This is a genomic window from Pseudomonas sp. S31, assembly GCF_016648105.1.
Lineage (GTDB): Bacteria > Pseudomonadota > Gammaproteobacteria > Pseudomonadales > Pseudomonadaceae > Aquipseudomonas.
This window is the reverse complement of the sequence record NZ_JACVVE010000037.1, coordinates 38,293-56,677: the sequence shown is the minus strand read 5'-3', so window position 1 is coordinate 56,677 and position 18,385 is coordinate 38,293. Positions and strand designations below refer to the sequence as shown.

Annotated in this window: 17 protein-coding genes; 10 read left to right on the top strand and 7 right to left on the bottom strand. The window is 63.9% G+C overall.

Annotation, left to right across the window (positions count from 1 at the left end; all coding sequences use genetic code 11):
• Positions 1–170 precede the first annotated feature (170 nt).
• Both IAE37_RS22740 and IAE37_RS22735 read right to left on the bottom strand, forming a co-directional pair.
• Complete coding sequence (locus tag IAE37_RS22740) at positions 171–1,718, bottom strand: AmpG family muropeptide MFS transporter (RefSeq protein WP_201177176.1); 1,548 nt, start codon at positions 1,716–1,718, stop codon at positions 171–173.
• A 43-nt stretch (positions 1,719–1,761) separates the two neighbouring features.
• Positions 1,762–2,115: an MGMT family protein gene (locus IAE37_RS22735; protein ID WP_201177174.1), complete on the bottom strand. Its 354-nt coding sequence runs from the start codon at positions 2,113–2,115 to the stop codon at positions 1,762–1,764.
• A gap of 153 nt (positions 2,116–2,268) precedes the next feature.
• Here IAE37_RS22735 and IAE37_RS22730 point away from each other — a divergent pair, with 153 nt between their 5' ends.
• The 5 genes from IAE37_RS22730 to groL all read left to right on the top strand — a co-directional run bounded on the left by IAE37_RS22730 (position 2,269) and on the right by groL (position 6,883).
• On the top strand, positions 2,269–3,279 hold the full coding sequence (locus IAE37_RS22730) for a DUF481 domain-containing protein (protein ID WP_201177172.1): 1,011 nt from the start codon (positions 2,269–2,271) through the stop codon (positions 3,277–3,279).
• A gap of 91 nt (positions 3,280–3,370) precedes the next feature.
• A complete protein-coding gene (locus tag IAE37_RS22725) occupies positions 3,371–4,102 on the top strand; it encodes a HugZ family pyridoxamine 5'-phosphate oxidase (protein ID WP_201177170.1) in 732 nt (243 codons plus the stop codon).
• A 65-nt stretch (positions 4,103–4,167) separates the two neighbouring features.
• Positions 4,168–4,629, top strand: a complete 462-nt coding sequence (locus tag IAE37_RS22720; protein WP_201177169.1) for an FxsA family protein — start codon at positions 4,168–4,170, stop codon at positions 4,627–4,629.
• Between the two features lie 268 nt (positions 4,630–4,897).
• Positions 4,898–5,191, top strand: a complete 294-nt coding sequence (locus IAE37_RS22715; protein ID WP_009395550.1) for a co-chaperone GroES — start codon at positions 4,898–4,900, stop codon at positions 5,189–5,191.
• A 48-nt stretch (positions 5,192–5,239) separates the two neighbouring features.
• Positions 5,240–6,883, top strand: coding sequence for a chaperonin GroEL (gene groL / locus IAE37_RS22710; protein WP_201177168.1), 1,644 nt, complete (start codon positions 5,240–5,242; stop codon positions 6,881–6,883).
• Between the two features lie 127 nt (positions 6,884–7,010).
• Here the strand turns inward: groL and IAE37_RS22705 are convergent, their stop codons facing one another.
• Positions 7,011–7,739 carry a phosphatase PAP2 family protein gene (locus IAE37_RS22705; RefSeq protein ID WP_201177167.1) on the bottom strand — a complete coding sequence of 243 codons (729 nt, stop codon included), beginning with the start codon at positions 7,737–7,739 and terminating at the stop codon, positions 7,011–7,013.
• A 181-nt stretch (positions 7,740–7,920) separates the two neighbouring features.
• Between IAE37_RS22705 and colR the strand changes: the two genes are divergently transcribed.
• From colR to IAE37_RS22680, 5 genes are all read left to right on the top strand, one after another.
• Positions 7,921–8,604 carry a two-component system response regulator ColR gene (gene colR, locus IAE37_RS22700; protein ID WP_003255215.1) on the top strand — a complete coding sequence of 228 codons (684 nt, stop codon included), beginning with the start codon at positions 7,921–7,923 and terminating at the stop codon, positions 8,602–8,604.
• The gene (locus tag IAE37_RS22695; RefSeq protein WP_201177166.1) at positions 8,594–9,904 is read left to right on the top strand and encodes a sensor histidine kinase; all 1,311 of its coding nucleotides are present in this window, start codon (positions 8,594–8,596) and stop codon (positions 9,902–9,904) included. The genes colR and IAE37_RS22695 overlap by 11 nt, the downstream gene beginning before the upstream one ends.
• 108 nt (positions 9,905–10,012) lie before the next feature.
• The gene (locus IAE37_RS22690; protein ID WP_201177165.1) at positions 10,013–10,693 is read left to right on the top strand and encodes a class I SAM-dependent methyltransferase; all 681 of its coding nucleotides are present in this window, start codon (positions 10,013–10,015) and stop codon (positions 10,691–10,693) included.
• 6 nt (positions 10,694–10,699) lie between these two features.
• Positions 10,700–11,398, top strand: a complete 699-nt coding sequence (locus IAE37_RS22685; RefSeq protein WP_201177164.1) for a lipopolysaccharide kinase InaA family protein — start codon at positions 10,700–10,702, stop codon at positions 11,396–11,398.
• Positions 11,398–11,625, top strand: coding sequence for a hypothetical protein (locus IAE37_RS22680; RefSeq protein WP_201177163.1), 228 nt, complete (start codon positions 11,398–11,400; stop codon positions 11,623–11,625). The genes IAE37_RS22685 and IAE37_RS22680 overlap by 1 nt, the downstream gene beginning before the upstream one ends.
• A 161-nt stretch (positions 11,626–11,786) precedes the next feature.
• Here the strand turns inward: IAE37_RS22680 and IAE37_RS22675 are convergent, their stop codons facing one another.
• The 4 genes from IAE37_RS22675 to IAE37_RS22660 all read right to left on the bottom strand — a co-directional run bounded on the left by IAE37_RS22675 (position 11,787) and on the right by IAE37_RS22660 (position 18,373).
• Complete coding sequence (locus tag IAE37_RS22675) at positions 11,787–14,831, bottom strand: multidrug efflux RND transporter permease subunit (protein ID WP_201177161.1); 3,045 nt, start codon at positions 14,829–14,831, stop codon at positions 11,787–11,789.
• A 12-nt stretch (positions 14,832–14,843) separates the two neighbouring features.
• Positions 14,844–15,992 carry an efflux RND transporter periplasmic adaptor subunit gene (locus IAE37_RS22670; protein WP_201177160.1) on the bottom strand — a complete coding sequence of 383 codons (1,149 nt, stop codon included), beginning with the start codon at positions 15,990–15,992 and terminating at the stop codon, positions 14,844–14,846.
• A gap of 216 nt (positions 15,993–16,208) precedes the next feature.
• Positions 16,209–17,306 carry a DUF1513 domain-containing protein gene (locus IAE37_RS22665; protein WP_201177159.1) on the bottom strand — a complete coding sequence of 366 codons (1,098 nt, stop codon included), beginning with the start codon at positions 17,304–17,306 and terminating at the stop codon, positions 16,209–16,211.
• Between the two features lie 2 nt (positions 17,307–17,308).
• Positions 17,309–18,373: an imelysin family protein gene (locus tag IAE37_RS22660; protein ID WP_201177158.1), complete on the bottom strand. Its 1,065-nt coding sequence runs from the start codon at positions 18,371–18,373 to the stop codon at positions 17,309–17,311.
• Positions 18,374–18,385: the final 12 nt, after the last annotated feature.

Sequence of the window (18,385 nt, the reverse complement as noted above, 5' to 3'; positions counted from 1 at the left end):
CTGTGGCCGCTGTGGTGGGTGGTCGGTGGGCGGGCTGGGGTTGTGGCCCAGTAATCTGGATTGCCTGTAGCGGCCTCTTCGCGGCGGTTCGGCGCCCCGATAAACCCGCTCCTACAGGGACATCATGCTCCTGTAGGAGCGGGTTTACCCGCGAAGAGGCACCGATAACCTCAGGGCCGTTCGACCGCCGAATGTTCCACCGGCTGCTGCTTGCCGCGCCCCACTTCCTGGCGCCAGTGCAGCGCGATCAGGATCAGCGTCGGTACGCCCAGCAGCGCGGTGATCAGGAAGAAGTTGTGGTACCCGAACTTCTCCACCATCACCCCCGAGTAGCCGCCAATCAGGCGCGGCAGCAGCAGCATGATCGAGCTGAGCAAGGCGTACTGGGTGGCCGAGAACTTCAGGTTGGTCAGGCTCGACAGGTAGGCGACGAACGCCGAGGTGGCCAGGCCCGAACTGAAGTTGTCGAGCGAAATGGTCACCACCAGCATCTTCAGGTTCGGTCCCATGTCGGCCAGCATCACGAACAGCAGGTTGGTGGCTGCCGAGGCGGCGCCACCGACGAACAGGATCGGCAGGATGCCGAAGCGCACGATCAGCAGGCCACCGGCACCGGCGCCGACCAAGGTCATGATCAGCCCGAAGATCTTGCTGACACTGGCGATCTCGTCCTTGGTGAAGCCCATGTCGATGTAGAACACGTTGGCCATCACGCCCATCACCGTGTCCGACATGCGATAGGTGGCGATCAGCCCGAGCAGCAGCAACGCCTGCCAGCGGTAGCGGGTGATGAAGTCGTTGATCGGCGTCAGTACCGGGGCCAGGCCGCGACGGCCCATGCCCGACAGGCACGCCCAGGTCAGCGATACGTAGAGGATCAGGCGCAGGAAGGCGCGGTCCTCGAGCAGCAGGTCGAGCGGGGTGGCATCACCCGAGATGACGCTGGACCAGCCGGTGTTGAACATCTGCGTGAAGCTGGCAGGCACCGATACCAGCAGGATGATCAGCACGAACACCGACGCCATCTGGTGCACCAGGCCGTAGCGCGCCGCCGAGATCTGGGTACGCATCGGCACGTCGGGTTCGCGCATGACCAGGGTGGTGAACAGCGCGGGCAGCATCATCACGCCAAACAGCATGTAAGTCCCGGCCCAGGCCTTGTGCAGGTAGGCGAAGCCCGTGGAGCCGAACCATTCGGCGAAGAACAAGGCACCGGCAGTGGCGAGCAGGGCAGCGATCCGGTAGCCAGCCATGTAGCTGGCGGCCAGGGCAGCCTGGCGTTGATCGTCGGCGATTTCCAGGCGATAGGCATCGACCGCGATGTCCTGGGTGGCCGAGGCGAAGGCCACCAGTACCGCCAGGGCGATCAGCCAAGACAGGTGCTGCTGCGGGTCGCACAGGCTCATGCCGAGCAGCCCCAGCACCACCAGCGCCTGCGATAGCAACAGCCACGAGCGGCGCCGGCCGAGACGGCCAAGCAGCGGCAGGCGCCATTGGTCGAGCAGTGGCGACCACACCCACTTGAAGGCGTAGGCCAGGCCGATCAGGCTGGCGTAGCCGATGGTCTCGCGGGCCACCCCGGCCTCGCGCAGCCACACCGACAGGGTCGAGAACACCAGCATGTAGGGCAAGCCGGCGGCAAAGCCGAGCAGCAGAAGCACCAGGGTTGACGGGCTGGCATAGGCGGCGAGCGCAGCGCGCCAGGTTTTACGGGGCATGGGCCAACATCTGCCTCAAGTTTACGAAAACAAAGCGCGCACTCTAACCGCTGTGCTCCATTGGGCGCCAGCCATGGCGGGTCATATCCACACGATTATTGGCCACATTCACACCTTCTGCGCGCAGCCGCGCACGCTGTTCGTCGCCGCCTGGGGTACCCAGCGCCAAGCTCAGGCGGCCACCGGCGCCGAGCACGCGGTGCCAAGGCAGACGGGTATCGGCTGGTAGTTGGCTAAGGGTGCGGCCCACCCAGCGCGCGGCACGCCCCAGCCCCGCCAACTCGGCCAGTTGGCCATAGCTCACCACCTTGCCGGCAGGCACTTGGCCGAGTACCGAGTACAGCGCCGTTCGTCGGGCTTCGGGCGTTTCAAGTGCGGCGTGAAAATCATCGGACATCAGGGCCCCCCTGGGCTGAGGATGAAACCGGACGAGCGGTTGGGCAAATGAGAGTTGAACTCAACAGCAGGGTCGTGGGTCTGTCCTTGCTCTGGTCGTCGGTATCTGGATAATGCCCGGCTTTTTTCGTCAAATCGAACCTGTAGTCCGCTTATGTATTCTAGATTCCTGCTGTCCCTGCTAGCTGTTTCCGTGTGTGCCGCCCCTGCGTTCGCCGATACCGTCTGGATGAAGAACGGTGACAAGCTGAGCGGCACGATCAAGGTCTTCGATGGTGGCAAACTGGTGCTCGACACCCCATACGGGGGCACCATCTCGCTGGACTGGAAGCAGGTTCAGACCCTCGAAAGCGACCAGGAATTGCTGGTCAAGCAAGACGCCTACACGGGTGAGAAGGCCAAGTCGCTCAGCGCCGCAGAGGCGGGCAAGGTGACGCTGGCCAATGGCGAGGCGCCCAAGACCGTCGACCTGGCCAGCATCCAGCAGATCCTCAAGCCCAAGCCGCTGGTCGAGGACTTCTCCTGGAAAGGCAACGTCGACGTGGCCATGGACTACAAGCGCGCCGAGACCGATACCGACGACTACGACATCAGTTTCAAGACCACCGCCCGCCACGGTCGCTGGCGGCACAATGCCGAAGGCGAATACAACCGCGAGAACCAGGACGACGTCACCACCACCGACAACTGGAGTGCCGAGTATGCCCTCGATCGCTTCATCACCGAGAAGTGGTTCTGGCAGGGGCGGGCGGAGTACAAGCGTGACAAGATCGAAGACCTGGCCCGCCAGCGTACCGTCGGTACCGGCCCTGGCTACCAGTTCTGGGACGACGAGCTGGGCGCGTTCTCGCTGGGCTCGCTGATCAACCGTACCGACTTCGAGTACCAGGACGGGGCCAAGGACAACTTCTATTCGGCGGCGGTGAAGTGGGACTACACCCGTTACCTGATCGGCAAGAACGTCCAGCTGTTCACCAATGGCGAATTCGCCAAGCCGTTGGGTGGCGCCGCCGATTACTCGGTGGATGCCGAGGTCGGTCTGCGCTACAAGGTCACCGAATGGGCCTCGCTCAACCTCAAGGCAGAGAAGGACATCATCAGCGGCACGCGTGACAGCGATCTGGACAAGACCCGCTATACCGCAGGCTTCGGCGTGACCTGGTAAATCTTTGGGGGGCGCAAAGCGCCCCATTGGCACTGGCGGGTGATAATGCTTATCTTGTCAGCCATCCAGTCCGTCGCCAGGAGCACCCTTCGTGAGTACCAACGCCCTTCGCCCCGCCCGGGAACTGCTGCTCAAGGAATACCGCGGCGTGCTCTCGACCCATTCCAAATCGATGCCCGGCTTCCCGTTCGGCTCGGTGGTGCCGTATTGCCTGGACGCCCAGGGCAACCCGCTGATCCTCATCAGCCGGATCGCCCAGCACACCCATAACCTGCACAAGGACCCCAAGTGCTCGCTGCTGGTCGGCGAGCGCGAGGCCGAGGACGTGCAGGCCGTCGGCCGCCTGACGGTGATGGCCGAGGCACACAAGCTCGAGACGCCGGAGGCCATCGAAGCCGCAGCCGAGCGCTACTACCGCTACTTCCCCGACGCGTCCAACTACCACAAGGCCCACGACTTCGACTTCTGGGTGCTGCAGCCGGTGCGCCATCGCTACATCGGCGGTTTCGGCGCAATTCACTGGCTCGACCAGGTCACCCTGGCCAACCCCTTCGCCGGCAAGGCCGAGGCGAGCATGATCGAGCACATGAACGCCGACCACGCCAATGCCATCGGCCACTATGTGGAGCTCACGGGCCTGCCGCGCCATGCGCCGGCCGAAATGGTCGGCATCGACAGCGAAGGGATGCACCTGCGCATTGGCCAGGGCATCTACTGGCTGCCGTTCCCGGCGGCTTGCAACACACCGACACAAATCCGTGAAGCCCTGGTTTTGCTGGCCCGCGCCGACCAGTGGCCGGCCGCTGAGGCTGCCGAGGCTTGAAATCCGGAGCGCGCGCATCCATCTGAGGTCTTATTGGAAGGTTCTCTTCCGTCGAGGAATCCTTGATGCGTGCTTTTCTACTGCTGTTTCTGATTTTTCCGGTGCTGGAGTTGTTCGTCTTCGTCAAAGTCAGCGCCGCCATCGGTTTCTTCCCGGCGCTGCTGCTGATCATCGCCGGCTCCGCACTGGGTGTGCTGGTGCTGCGCGTGGCCGGCCTGGCCACCGCCCTGCGTGCCCGTGAAAGCCTGCAACGTGGCGAACTGCCTGCCGAAGACATGTTCCAGGGCATGATGATGGCCGTCGGCGGTGGCCTGCTGCTGCTGCCGGGTTTCATCAGCGACGTGCTGGGCGTGCTGTGCCTGCTGCCGTTCACCCGCCACCTGGCCGCGCGCAAGATGCGCCAGCGCGCCGAGGAGCAGGCCATGCGTCAGCGGGCGTTCCAGGATGACCCGCTCCAGGCCCAGCCGCGCGATGCTGGCCATCGGCCTAATGTCATCGAGGGCGAGTACGAGCGCCGCGACAAGTGACCATTCCGTTGCAAACGGCCCCGTGAGGGGCCGTTTTTCGTTGAGCCTGTCGTGGGTGAAACGTTTCGATGAAAAATTTTATATTCAAGACCTTGTAATCGTTTCGGGCGACCTCATGTATGTGGTCACCGCAAGGTTTCTGGTGGCGACACCAGACATGACACAAGTGGCTCGCCCGTCGCGGGCCACTTCCCGGCAACGCCGGACCGCATCAACCCGCCGGTGTCGATACCGGCCGATGAAAACCACAATTTGGGAGAGATCGACAATGAAGCTTCGTCCTCTGCATGACCGCGTAGTCATCCGTCGCAGCGAAGAAGAATCGAAAACCGCTGGCGGTATCGTCCTGCCGGGTTCGGCCGCTGAAAAACCAAACCGCGGCGAAGTCGTCGCCGTTGGCACCGGTCGCATCCTGGACAACGGCGAAGTACGTGCGCTGGCCGTCAAAGTGGGTGACAAAGTGGTTTTCGGCCCTTACTCGGGCAGCAACACCGTGAAAGTCGACGGCGAAGACCTGCTGGTAATGAGCGAGAACGAAATCCTCGCCGTTGTCGAAGGCTGATTTTCCCGACTTCCCGTTACTCCAAAGAATTTCAAGGATTAAACGATCATGGCTGCTAAAGACGTAAAATTCGGCGATTCCGCTCGTAAGAAAATGCTGGTTGGTGTCAACGTTCTGGCTGACGCGGTAAAAGCGACCCTCGGCCCGAAAGGCCGTAACGTGGTTCTGGCCAAGAGCTTCGGCGCGCCGACCATCACCAAGGACGGCGTTTCCGTCGCCAAGGAAATCGAGCTGAAAGACGCCTTCGAGAACATGGGCGCCCAGTTGGTCAAGGAAGTCGCTTCCAAGGCCAACGATGCTGCCGGTGACGGCACCACCACCGCTACCGTCCTGGCCCAGGCCATCGTCAACGAAGGCCTGAAGGCCGTTGCCGCCGGCATGAACCCGATGGACCTGAAGCGCGGTATCGACAAGGCCACCGCCGCGGTCGTCGCCGAGCTGAAGAACCTGTCCAAGCCATGCGCCGACTCCAAGGCCATCGCCCAGGTAGGCACCATCTCCGCCAACTCCGACAACTCCATCGGTGAAATCATCGCCGAAGCCATGGAAAAAGTCGGTAAAGAAGGCGTGATCACCGTTGAAGAAGGCTCGGGCCTGGAAAACGAACTGTCCGTCGTAGAGGGCATGCAGTTCGACCGTGGCTACCTGTCGCCTTACTTCGTCAACAAGCCGGACACCATGGTTGCCGAGCTGGAAGGCCCGCTGCTGCTGCTGGTCGACAAGAAGATCTCCAACATCCGCGAACTGCTGCCAGTTCTGGAAGCCGTTGCCAAGGCCGGCCGTCCGCTGCTGATCGTTGCCGAGGACGTCGAAGGCGAAGCCCTGGCCACCCTGGTGGTCAACAACATGCGCGGCATCGTCAAGGTCGCTGCAGTCAAGGCCCCGGGCTTCGGCGATCGCCGCAAGGCCATGCTGCAGGACATCGCTGTCCTGACCGGCGGCCAGGTCATCTCCGAGGAAATCGGCCTGACCCTGGAAACCACCACCCTGGAGCACCTGGGTAACGCCAAGCGCGTCATCCTGTCCAAGGAAAACACCACCATCATCGACGGTGCTGGCGTCGACGCCGACATCGAAGCACGCGTCAAGCAGATCCGTGCCCAGATCGAAGAAACTTCCTCGGACTACGACCGTGAGAAGCTGCAAGAGCGTCTGGCCAAGCTGGCTGGCGGTGTTGCCGTGATCAAGGTCGGTGCTGGCACCGAAGTTGAAATGAAAGAGAAGAAAGCCCGCGTCGAAGACGCCCTGCACGCTACCCGTGCAGCCGTCGAAGAAGGCGTGGTGCCTGGCGGTGGCGTTGCCCTGGTTCGTGCCCTGGCTGCCATCACCGACCTCAAGGGTGACAACGAAGACCAGAACGTCGGTATCGCCCTGCTGCGTCGCTCGGTCGAAGCCCCGCTGCGCCAGATCACTGCCAACGCCGGCGACGAGCCAAGCGTTGTGGCTGACAAGGTCAAGCAAGGTTCGGGCAACTACGGCTACAACGCTGCTACCGGCGAATACGGCGACATGATCGAGATGGGTATCCTCGACCCAGCCAAGGTCACCCGTTCGGCCCTGCAAGCAGCTGCTTCGATCGGCGGTCTGATGATCACCACCGAAGCGATGATCGCTGATGCTCCGAGCGAAGCCCCAGCTGGCGGCGGTATGCCAGACATGGGCGGCATGGGTGGCATGGGCGGCATGATGTAAGCCAGCCTTACCCCCTGCTCCATGAAGAAGCCCCGGTTCGCGAGAACCGGGGCTTTTTCGTGACTGTGGTCTTACCCAACTCCTGGAATCCAGCGCAACTCCCTGTGGGAGCGGGCTTGCCCGCGAATCAGGCGACGCTGCGCTCGCCGGCTGGCACTTCAGCCATGCCCCTGCGATACAGCACCAGGTAATACGACCCCAAGCCGATCAACCAGCAGAACACCCCTGTCCACACGTTATGCGACAGGAAGTGCGCACCCTGTAGCATTCGCCCGAACCCCAGGGCTGAACCCGCCACCAACGCCACCACGAACGCCAACCGCGCCAGACGCGGGCGCCGGTCGCGCAGCATGAAGAACAGCCCGAACAGGCAGAACCCGGTTGCCGCGTGGCCGCCCGGCCAGCACAAGCCTGGCTTGTCGGTGGCCGGGCGCGGCTCGAGCAACTTGCTGTAGGTTTCCTTGCCGCCGAACTGGGTCAGGCTCCATGGGCACTGCACCTGGGTGACCTTTTTCAGGGGTGTGACGAACGCCGTGGACAAGCCCAGTGCCAGCACCAGGCAACCTAGCTCGCGGCGCCAGCCGAACAGCCTTTTCCAGAAGAAGCTCAGGGCGAACACCACCAGTGCCAGCACGCCGAGCAGGATCACCCCCTGCTTGACCCGATCATGCAGGATGTTCTCCAGCCAGTAGCTGTGGCGGCCGATGAAGGCGCCGGCCACCGGGTCGTAGAACAGCTTGGCGATGTCCATGTCGACCGAGGTCAGCTCCAGCAGGATCAACGCCACGGCAGTCGCGACAGGTATGCCCAGGTACAGCCAGAGGTTGATCGGACGGGGGCGAATAGGCGTTTGCATGACAGCTCCAGGGCACGGTTGAGACCGCGCATTGTCGAGTGGCCGCTATGCTGGGTGCGTGAAGGATGAGTGAAAAAACCGTCAAGGCCGGCGTTTTTCCCTCAGGGCTGGCACCATGCAGGCAATGGCCTTAAGCTGCGCCTGCCGCGCACCACTGCGAAGCGCCGCACAGGAGACCTCGATGCGCATTCTTTTGGTTGAAGACAACCGCGATATCCTCGCCAACCTGGCCGACTACCTCGGCATGAAAGGCTACACCGTCGACTGCGCCCAGGATGGCTTGTCCGGCCTACACCTGGCAGCCACCGAGCACTACGACCTGATCGTGCTCGACATCATGCTCCCGGGCATCGATGGCTATACCCTGTGCAAACGCCTGCGCGAAGATGCCCGGCGCGATACCCCGGTGATCATGCTCACCGCCCGTGACCAGCTGGACGACCGCCTGCAAGGCTTCCGTTCGGGGGCCGACGATTACCTGCTCAAGCCGTTCGCCCTGTCCGAACTGGCCGCGCGCATCGAAGCGGTGCTGCGCCGGGCACAGGGAGGAGGGCGGCGGACCCTGCAGGTCGCCGACCTGAGCTACGACCTCGATACCCTCGAAGTGACCCGCCAGGGCCGCCTGCTCAAGCTCAACCCGGTCGGGCTCAAGCTATTGGCGGTACTGATGCAGAAAAGCCCGCACGTACTGCGCCGCGAGGTGCTCGAAGAAGCCCTCTGGGGCGATGACTGCCCCGACAGCGACAGCCTGCGCAGCCACGTTCACCAGCTGCGCCAGGTGATCGACAAGCCCTTCGAGAAACCCTTGCTGCATACCGTCCATGGCGTCGGCTATCGCCTCGCCGAGGGCCGCGATGGAGTTTAAGCAAAGCCTTGCCCAGCGCATCATCATCGCCTTCGCGTTGATGAGCGCCCTGGTGGCCGGCGCCTTCGCCTTCGGCATCGTCGGTACCGTGCACCTGGTCGAGGAACGGCTGATCTCCTCGGTGCTCGGCGGCGACTTGCAGCGCCTGCTGCGCATGGACAGCATCAGCGACTGGAGCCACCGGCCACGCCCTGACCAGCTGTTCTACTTCAGTGGCGGGCGTGACGACTTCGAACTGCCCAAGGACCTGCGTCACCTCGACGAGGGCTTCCACGAGGTGTTCCGCGACCAGCTGTCGTACCATGCCATGGTCGAGATCGTCGATGGCCGGCGCTATGTATTGCTGCAGGACCAGAGCGACTTCGAGGAACGCGAGCGGGTGCTGTTCGCCGTGGTGGTGGTGGGCTTCGTGCTCAGCCTGGCGCTGGCGGTGATTCTCGGCTGGCTGCTGGCCCGCCGGGTGATGGCACCGGTCATCCGCCTGGCCCGCCAGGTACGCCACCGCGACCAGTTGCTCGGCCTGGCCCCGCCCTTGGCGCCAGACTACGCGGCCGACGAAGTCGGTCAGCTGGCGGTGGCCTTCGACGACACGCTAGGCCGCCTGCGCGATGCCCTGACCCGCGAGCGTCTGTTCACCAGCGATGTCAGCCACGAACTGCGTACGCCGCTGATGGTGCTGGCCACCTCCTGCGAGCTGTTGATGGAAAACCCGGGGCTGGACAGCCGCTCGCGCAACCAGGTCGAGCGCATCGCCCGGGCCACCGAAGAGATGCGCGAGCTGGTCAAGACCTTCCTGATGCTGGCCCGCGCCCAGCGCGACGAGGGCGCGGTGGCCTCACGCGCGACCTTGCGCGAGGTGGCCGACGAACTCATCGGAGTGTGGCGCGACACCATCGAGCAGAAGGGCCTGGCCCTGTATTTCGACGGCCGCGTCAGCGCCAGCCCGGTGCTGTACAACGCTACCTTCCTGCAGTCGGTGATGGGCAACCTGCTGCGCAATGCCGCGCACTACACCGACAGTGGGTATATCCGCCTGAGCCTGGAAGCCACTGGTTTCAGTGTCGAGGACAGTGGGGTGGGCATTCCCGAGGAGCAGCGCGAGGCGATGTTCCAACCGTTCGTGCGCGGCAACGAGCGCCGCGGCGAAGGCTTGGGGCTGGGGCTGTCGCTGGTGCAGCGGATCTGCGATGACCAGGGTTGGCGCGTGACCCTCACGGCCACCTCGCCCCATGGTTGCCGCTTTCAGGTGGACTTGAGCCAGGGCGCGGCACAGCCCGACCGAGGCGGCCCAGCGGAGTAACACTTGGCAACATACCGTGGGGCACATGACGGAATTTTCACACGCGCATGACCTGATTCCTACGCCCACCTGCCTAAGGTGAGCGCCATTGGAGTCAGGAGATGCGTAATGCCAACCCCCATCAAGCTCGAATTTTCCGACAAGTATGACCAGCAGCACGCCCGCGAGTATTTCATCAAGCACCAGGATGGCCTGGCCCGGCGCCTGTCCCACAAGCGCGATGAACAGCTGGCGCGGCGCGCCCTGGCCCTGGCTGGCGAGCCGGGGCTGGTGCTCGACCTGCCCTGCGGCGCCGGTCGTTTCTGGCCATTGCTGGCGGAAAAGCCGAATCGGGTGATCATCGGCGCCGACAACTCCGAAGCCATGATCCAGACCGCCTGTGCCTCGCAACCGCGCGAAGTGGTGGAGCGGGTACGCCCCTTGCAGACGTCTGCATTCGCCATCGACCTGCCGGACAACGCGGTGGACAGCATTTTCTGCATGCGTTTGTTCCATCACATTGGCGAAGCGGCCCATCGTAGGACTATTCTGTCGGAGTTTCAGAGAGTTAGCCGCGACAGTGTGATTTTGTCGCTATGGGTCGATGGAAATTTCAAAGCCTGGCGCCGGCGTAAGCTCGAGCAGCGGCGCAGCGCCAAGGCCCAACAGGACAGTTACCAGAACCGCTTCGTGTTACCGGCGGAAACTGTCGAGCAGGAGTTCGTTGACGCGGGCTTTCGCATTCAGGAGCGGCTGGATTTCCTGCCGTTCTATGCCATGTGGCGAGTCTACGTATTGCGCAAGGGGTAGTGTTTGATGGCGGTAGCCCACAGAGGGGAGTCCCAGTTCGATCATTACTGGGCTCAGCAAGGCGAATGGGTCGAGGAACCCAACCAGCGGCGCGGTGGCGAGAGTGGCGTGCAGCGTTTGAACGACGACAACGGGCTGACGCTATATGCCAAGCGTCAGGTCGGGCACATCTATCGCAGCCTGCGGCACCCGTTCGGGCGGCCCACCGTGCTGCGCGAACTGGATGCGCTGCACAGTTTCGAGCAGCTCGGCGTGCGCGTGCCACGCATCGTGTTCGCCGGTGTCCAGCGCGATGCCGATCACCAGTGGAGGGCCTTGCTGGTCAGCGAGGCCCTGGACGGTTTCGTCGACCTCGACACGTGGATGGCCGAGGGCGCCTGGGAGCGCTACCCACAGGCTGTGCACGAGCGCATGCTCAAGGACCTCGCCGACAACCTGGCGCGCATGCACCTGGGCCACTGGCAGCACGGCTGCCTGTACGGCAAGCATGTGTTCGTCAAGGTGACCGGTGATGGTGAACAAGCCAGGGCCGAAGTCGCCTTGCTCGACCTGGAAAAGTGCCGCCGGCGCATCAGTTGCCAGCGCGCGGCCGGCAATGACCTGCGTCAGTTGCGCCGCCACTCGTCGTTGAATGAAGCGCAATGGCATTCACTGCTCTACTTTTACCAGATGGCGTTTGGCAGCGCTGTCAAAGGGTTAGAGTGATGAAACTAGAAATCGCACGAGCTTTGTTTCTGTTGGCCGGTCTGGCGGTGACCACCGTGGCGGTGGCGGCCTGGGAAGAACCGCGGCCAGTGGTGTTCAGCAAGGCGGCGATGGCCGAGCAGTGCCCGGTGCCTCGGGTGGTGAAGGAGCAGGTGCAGGCCCAGCCTGACCATGATCTGTTGCTGTTCCTGTTCGGGTTGCGTCAGGGGTTGCGGCCGGTTGGCTGAATGACTGTGCGAAAGGTGCGGGGCCCGGTGATTGCCGGGCCTTTGCTTTTGTGGTGCCTGAGCGGGCCTCTTCGCGGGTAAACCCGCTCCTACAGGATCTTTACCTTTTTCGGAAATGGTGAGGCCCCTGTAGGAGCGGGTTTACCCGCGAAGAGGCCCCCTCAGGCCACCGCTGTCTCCCTGCTTGGCGCCTTGTGCGCCAAAAGGGTGTAGAAGCATGGCAACACGAACAAGGTGAACAGCGTCCCGATCGACATCCCGGTGGCGATCACCGTGCCGATGTCGAAGCGGCTCACCGCGCCGGCCCCGGTCGCCAGGATCAGCGGCACCATGCCGAACACCATCGCCGCCGTGGTCATCAGTACCGGCCGCAGGCGGATCGCCGCCGCCTGTTCCACCGCCTCGCGTGCCGTCAGCTGCTGCTCCTCGCGCAACTGGTTGGCGAACTCGACGATCAGGATGCCGTGCTTGGTGATCAAGCCGATCAGCGTCACCAGCCCCACCTGGGTGTAGATGTTCATGCTCGATATCCCGAGGAACAACGGCAACAGTGCGCCGCAGATCGACAGCGGCACCGTCACCAGTATCACCAGTGGGTCACGGAAGCTCTCGAACTGCGCCGCCAGCACCAGGAAAATGATCGCCAGTGCCAGCCCGAAGGTCACCCACAAGGCATTGCCTTCCTGCACGAACTGGCGCGCCTGGCCTGCGTAGTCGAATGAAAAGCCTTCCGCCGCCTCTTCCCGGGCGATATCGCTAATGGTCTGCAAGGCCTCGCCCATGCTCACCATCGGCACGCCCTGGATGATCGCCGAGTTGAGCTGCTGGAACTGGTTGAGCTGGCGCGGCCGGGCGCGGTCGCTGAGGGTGATCAGGGTCGATAGCGGCAGCAACTGCCCCTGCTCGTTCTTCACGTAGTAGTTGTTCAGCCAGCCTGGGTTGTCGCGATAGGGACGCTCCACCTGGGCGATCACCTTGTAACTGCGGCCTTCGAGGGTGAAGCGGTTGATCTCGGCCTCGCCGAGCAGGGTGGCCAGGGTGCCGCCCAGGGTGTCCATCGATACACCCATCTGCGCGGCCTTGGCTCGGTCGATGTCGACCACCACCTCGGGTTTGTCGAAGGCCAGGTCGATGTCGAGGAAGGCGAACTTGCCCGTGGCCTGGGCGCGCTCCTTGACCCGCTGGGCCACTTCCAGCAGTGCCGGGTAGTCGCCAGCGGTGTTGATCACGAACTGGAACGGCAGGCCCTCGCCGGTGCCGGGCAACGACGGCAGGTTGAAGCCGAAGATCTGCAGGCCGCTGATTTCCTCGAGCTTGGCCTGTACCTGGGGCAGCAGCTCCATCTGTGTCCGCTCGCGTTCGTTCCAGGGCTTGAGCAGGAAGCCGCCGATGCCGGTCTGCACGCCGTTGAAGCCGTTGATCTGGAACGACGAATAGTATTCCGGAAAGGTCTTGAACAGTGGCGTGAACTGGTCGGTGTAGGCGTTGAGGTAGTCGAGGTTGGCTGGCTGCGGTGCGCTGCTCATCATGAAGATCACCCCCTGGTCCTCGTTGGGCGCCAGTTCGTTCTGGGTAAACTTGAGCAGCACCGGGATCAGGCACAGCACCAACACGGCGAACACCAGCACTACAGGTCGGCTGTCGAGGGTGGTATGCAGCAAGCGCTGGTAGCGCACCTTGAGGCCGTCGAACGCTTTGTCGAGGCGATGGGCCAGGCCACTGGCGTTTTGTTCGGGGCGCAGCAGCAGCGCGCACATCATCGGTGACAAGGTCAGGGCGACGATGCCCGAGATCACCACCGCACCGGCCAGGGTCAGGGCGAACTCCTTGAACAGCGCACCGGTCAGCCCGGTCAGGAAGCCGATGGGCGCATACACCGCGGCCAGGGTGATGGTCATCGACACGACCGGCATGGCGATCTCGCGGGCACCTTCGAGCGCCGCGTCGAACGGCGACTTGCCTTCCTCCATGTGGCGGTGGATGTTTTCCACCACGACGATGGCATCGTCCACCACCAGGCCGATGGCCAATACCATCGCCAGCAAGGTCAGCAGGTTCAGTGAATAGCCCATCATCTGCATGAAGAACAGCACGCCGATCATCGACAGCGGGATGGTCACCACCGGGATCAGCACCGAGCGCAAGGCACCGAGGAACAGGAACACCACGACGATGACGATCAGCACCGCTTCGCCCAGGGTCTTGATCACCTCGTCGATGGAGGCCTGGATGAACAGCGTGGCGTCGTAGGCGATCGACGCCTTCAAGGCCGAGGGCAGCTGGCTTTCCAGCTCGGGCATGATCTTGCGCACTTCCTTGATCACGTCCAGCGGGTTGGCGGCGGGGGTGGCCTTGATGCCGATGTACACCGAGGGGATGCCGTCGAACGAGCTGACCGTGTCGTAGTTTTCCGCGCCCATCTCGATCCGGGCCACATCGCCGAGCAGTACCCGGGTATCACCGGAAGTCTTCACCGGCAGTGCCGCGAAGGCCTCCGCCGACTTGAGCTCGGTGCTGGCGTTGATGCTGGTGACCACGTACTCGCCCTTCACCTCACCGGCGGCGGCGAGGAAGTTGTAGCGGCGTACGGCACTGGTCACGTCGGTCGCCGAGAGGCCGAACCCGGCCAGTTTCACTGGGTCGATCCAGATGCGCATGGCGAACACCTGGTTGCCGAGGATCTCGGCCTCGGCCATACCCGGCAGGGTCGCAAGCTTGGGCTGGATCACCCGCGACAGATAGTCGGTGATCTGCGGGTTGCTCATCTGCTGGCTGTAGAAACTGATGTACATCAGCGCCGAGGCGTCGGCAGCTTCTTTGGCCAACACCGGGTCCTCGGAATCCTGGGGCAACTGGTTGCGCACCTCGTTGGCCTTGGCCAGCAGTTCGGTGAACAGGCGGTCGCTGTCAGCGCCGATGCGCGCATAGATGGAAATGATCGAGAAGTTCTGCCGGCTCACCGAGGTCATGTAGTCGATGCCTTCGGCGCTGGCCAGGCTCTGTTGCAGCGGCTGGGTGATATAGCCCTGGATGGTCTCGGCGTTGGCGCCGGGGTAGGCGGTGGTCACCGTGATCAGGGCGTTTTCCATTTGCGGGTACTGGCGGATCTGCAGCTTGCTCCAGGCCTGCAGCCCCAGCAGCAGGATCAGCAGACTGACCACGCAGGCCAGCACCGGGCGGCGGATGAACGGGTCGGTGAGCGCCATGCCTGCCTCCTGTCAGTCCTTTGCCGGCGAGCGTTGCTGGAGTTCGAGGGCCTGGTCCTTGCCGATGCGGATGGCCGCGCCGGGGGACAGCTTGAGCTGCCCGGCGGTGACCACCTGCTCGCCCGCGCGCAGCCCTTCGCTGACCACCACCAGGCCATCGCGACGCTCGCCAGTGCGTACCGTGCGCTGCTCGGCGGTCAGCTGTGGTCGGTCTTGGTCATCCTGCTCGGGCTGGCCTTCCTTGTTCTGCTTCGGCGTGGCGACATACACCGAGTTGCCATACAGGGTGTAGGTAATCGCACTTTCCGGCACCACCACCCGCGGCTGGGGGTTGGGCAGCAGCAGCAACAGGCTGGCGAACATACCGGGCAGCAACTTGCCCTCCGGGTTGGCCAGGGTCGCGCGTACCAGCAGGTTGCGCGTGGCTTCGTCGACCTTGGGGTTGATCGCGCTGAGGCTGGCAGGGAAGGTCTGGCCGGGGTAGGCCGCCACCTGCACCAGCACCTGCTGGCCCAGGCTCAGGTTCGGCAGGGCCTGTTCGGGCACGTTGAAGTCGACGTAGAGGCTGGACAGGTCTTGCAGGGTGGCGACCACCGTGCCGCTGGCCAGATAGTCGCCGACATCCACCTGGCGAATGCCGATGGTGCCACTGAAGGGGGCGCTGATGCTCTTCTTGGCCAGCGAGGCCTTGAGCTGATCGACCACCGCCTGGTTGCGCCGGTACTGGGCGGTGAGGCGGTCGAACTCACCCTTGGAGATGGCCGAATCGCCCACCAGCTGGCTGCCGCGGCCATAGTCGACCTTGGCCAGGCCGAGGTCGGCCACGGCGGTGCCGAGCAGGGCGGCTTCCTGGTCGCTGTCCAGTTCCAGCAGCAACTGGCCGACCTTCACCCGTTGCCCGGAATCGAAATGCAGGCGCTTCACCGTGCCAGCCTGTTCCAGGCTCAGCTCGACGCCTTGCAGGGCCTTGAGGCTGCCGACGGCGGGCAGGCGTTCCTGCCACAGGCGCTCCTCGGCCGGGCTGGCCGCGACGGTGATGGGCGGCTTGGGGGCTGTGAACACCTGGATCTGCTGGTAGATCGAGAAGGCCTTGTAGCCCCCCAGTGCGAGCACGATCAGCAGAACGACGGCCAACATGATGAGCATGCGGCGGCGCAACATAGGGCCCGATTCCTTCGGTTAGGTTGTTATTGGTTTGGCATGACGACGGGCGATCCTGCCCACATGCTGAGTAGAGCAAGTATTGACTGGTTTTGGCGTTAGGGGGAGTGCATTGCCTGAGCGGGCCTATTCGCGGGTGAACCCGCTCCTACAGGGGGCGCCACTCCTGTAGGAGCGGGTTCACCCGCGAATAGGCCCGCCCAGGCAGACGAAAAATCAGACCAGATGCAGGTGGTTGTCCCAGAACCCGGAAGGCAAATCCATCGGCTGGCCGACCGGGTCCGCCTTGCGGCAGTCGTAGTAACGGCAACGACCCTGCCCGGACGTGACCACGAAACCATCCTTGACCGCCCCGACCCCGGCGCAATCGGGCATCGGCGCGTCGAGCCGCACCGCGCCGCTGTCCAGGTCCCAGACGAACAGGCGGTTGGCCCGTGGCGCGGTCAGCGCTACCAGGCGCAGGTCGCTGTGGATGGCGACGCTGGCGGTGTACTGGGCCATCGACTGCAATTGCCGCTCCGGCACCGGGAAGGCCTTGAACGGCTCGCCCGGGCGCTTGATCGCCAGCAGCTCGGCGGTGGTGTCGGCATCGCCCATGAACTGCTGGCAGGCGGCGATGGTGCCGTCCGTGCCCACCGCCAAGTGGCGCACGCTGTTCATCTGCTGGGCCAGGGTCTCCTTGCTCAGCAGGGTGCCGTCGCGCTGCATCAGCACCAGGCTCGGCTCCATGGCATCGAGGTTCATCTCGACACGGCTCTCGGCCTCGGTGCGGATACCGCCATTGGCCACGATCAGTGTCTCGCCATCGGGCAGCCAGGCGACTTCGTGGGGACCAATGCCGTGGGTCGGTATTTCGCCGCTGTAGACCAGGCGTTCGCCCTCGAAACGGTACACGCCGAGCACGCCACGCCCTGGGTCGGAGGTGTCGTTCTCGGTGGTGTATAGCCACTCGCCGCCCTTGTGGATCACCGCATGACCGTAGAAGTGGCGGTTCGGCTGCGACGCCACGGTCTGCAGCAGGCGCCCGTCGCACAGGTCGATCAGGTAGCTTTCGGTGCCTGGGCGACGAGCGACGAACAAGGCGATCGGCAGCTCGGGATGGTTGATGATGGCATGGCAACGCTGGCCCACCTGGGTGCTGAACACCTGGGTGCCGTCCAGGCGAAACCCGACCGCATAGTGCTTGCCGTCGCCGTCGTCACGCGCCGACAGCAGCAAGGGTTCGCTGCCTTTGTTGCGCAACAGGCTCCAGCCGCCCAGGGTCGGGGCGCTGAGCAGGACACTACCGAGTTTGAGGGCCTGGCGTCGCAGCATGATCAGTCACCGTCGTTGGCATTGAAGCCCAGCTGGATGTTCAACGCCTTGGCCAGTTCGCCTTCGTGCAGGCGATGGACGACGTTGAGGCTGTCGTAGATCTGGTTGAGGGTCTGCATGCCGGCGTCGTCGGCCAGCAGCTCGCCGAGGGTCTTGTGGTTGTCGGCCAGCAACTTGAGCGAAGTAGCGTAGGCGTCGTCGATCTTCTGTGCCAGGGCTTTCTGATCGCTGGGCAGCAAGCCGCGCAGGCCCTGATTGTCGACCCCGACCCAGACCGTCTGGGCGGCCTTGAGGGTGGCCTCGATGCTCTTGATCGAGGAATGGCTGCGCCAGGCTTCGGCCTGCAGCGGCTGGGCGATGCCCTTGCTCTGGCGGCCCATGGGGGCGCCGAGCTTCTTCTTGAGGGTATCGAGCGCCGTCACCTGCGAGCGCAGCAGGTCGGCGATCGCCTCGTGGGAGTCGGCGTAGCGCTGGTTGGGGAACTTGGTCATCTGCGAGAGCATGCCGTCGGTGCTGTTCCAGCCCTTGAGAATCTCTTCGGCCAGGGTCTTCTGGTGCTCGGCGATGGCCACCAGCAGCGGGCAGTAGCGCGCCTTCTGCTCGGCCGTGGCGACATCCGGCTTGCTGTCGAAGAGGATGTACTCATAGGCGGACAGGCCGCGCACCACGACACTGGACTTGCCCAGGCTCTCGGCGTCGACCGGCTTGTCGGCGTTGACCAGTTGCTCGACCTGACGGCCCACCAGGTTCTTCTTGTCGGGCCAGAACTGTACCTGCCAGGCACGGTTGCCTTCGGCCAGTGGGCCGACCAGGAGCGGTTGCAGCTCGGCCCAGGCTTTTTGCGCATTCAGGAAGTCGGCGCGGGCGGTATCCAGGCTCTGCTTGCCTTCGCAGAAGGCCAGGGCGCTGGCGGCGAGTGCGCGGTCGGCTTCGACCCAGCGGCTGTAGGTAGGCAGGATCACCTGCTTGGCGATCGCCGCCGAGGTCACAGCCTGCTGGTCCTGCGGCGAGCAGGCGCCGAGGGCGAGTGCGGCGAGGCTGGTGAACAACAGTTTGGGTCGGAACATGCCCGGCTCCTT

Coding starts and splice junctions, on each gene's coding strand:
- IAE37_RS22740 (WP_201177176.1), bottom strand. CDS start 1,718: ATGCCCCGTAAAACCTGGCGCGCTGCGCTCGCCGCCTATGCCAGCCCG.
- IAE37_RS22735 (WP_201177174.1), bottom strand. CDS start 2,115: ATGTCCGATGATTTTCACGCCGCACTTGAAACGCCCGAAGCCCGACGA.
- IAE37_RS22730 (WP_201177172.1), top strand. CDS start 2,269: ATGTATTCTAGATTCCTGCTGTCCCTGCTAGCTGTTTCCGTGTGTGCC.
- IAE37_RS22720 (WP_201177169.1), top strand. CDS start 4,168: ATGCGTGCTTTTCTACTGCTGTTTCTGATTTTTCCGGTGCTGGAGTTG.
- IAE37_RS22715 (WP_009395550.1), top strand. CDS start 4,898: ATGAAGCTTCGTCCTCTGCATGACCGCGTAGTCATCCGTCGCAGCGAA.
- groL (WP_201177168.1), top strand. CDS start 5,240: ATGGCTGCTAAAGACGTAAAATTCGGCGATTCCGCTCGTAAGAAAATG.
- IAE37_RS22705 (WP_201177167.1), bottom strand. CDS start 7,739: ATGCAAACGCCTATTCGCCCCCGTCCGATCAACCTCTGGCTGTACCTG.
- colR (WP_003255215.1), top strand. CDS start 7,921: ATGCGCATTCTTTTGGTTGAAGACAACCGCGATATCCTCGCCAACCTG.
- IAE37_RS22695 (WP_201177166.1), top strand. CDS start 8,594: ATGGAGTTTAAGCAAAGCCTTGCCCAGCGCATCATCATCGCCTTCGCG.
- IAE37_RS22690 (WP_201177165.1), top strand. CDS start 10,013: ATGCCAACCCCCATCAAGCTCGAATTTTCCGACAAGTATGACCAGCAG.
- IAE37_RS22685 (WP_201177164.1), top strand. CDS start 10,700: ATGGCGGTAGCCCACAGAGGGGAGTCCCAGTTCGATCATTACTGGGCT.
- IAE37_RS22680 (WP_201177163.1), top strand. CDS start 11,398: ATGAAACTAGAAATCGCACGAGCTTTGTTTCTGTTGGCCGGTCTGGCG.
- IAE37_RS22675 (WP_201177161.1), bottom strand. CDS start 14,831: ATGGCGCTCACCGACCCGTTCATCCGCCGCCCGGTGCTGGCCTGCGTG.
- IAE37_RS22670 (WP_201177160.1), bottom strand. CDS start 15,992: ATGTTGCGCCGCCGCATGCTCATCATGTTGGCCGTCGTTCTGCTGATC.
- IAE37_RS22665 (WP_201177159.1), bottom strand. CDS start 17,306: ATGCTGCGACGCCAGGCCCTCAAACTCGGTAGTGTCCTGCTCAGCGCC.
- IAE37_RS22660 (WP_201177158.1), bottom strand. CDS start 18,373: ATGTTCCGACCCAAACTGTTGTTCACCAGCCTCGCCGCACTCGCCCTC.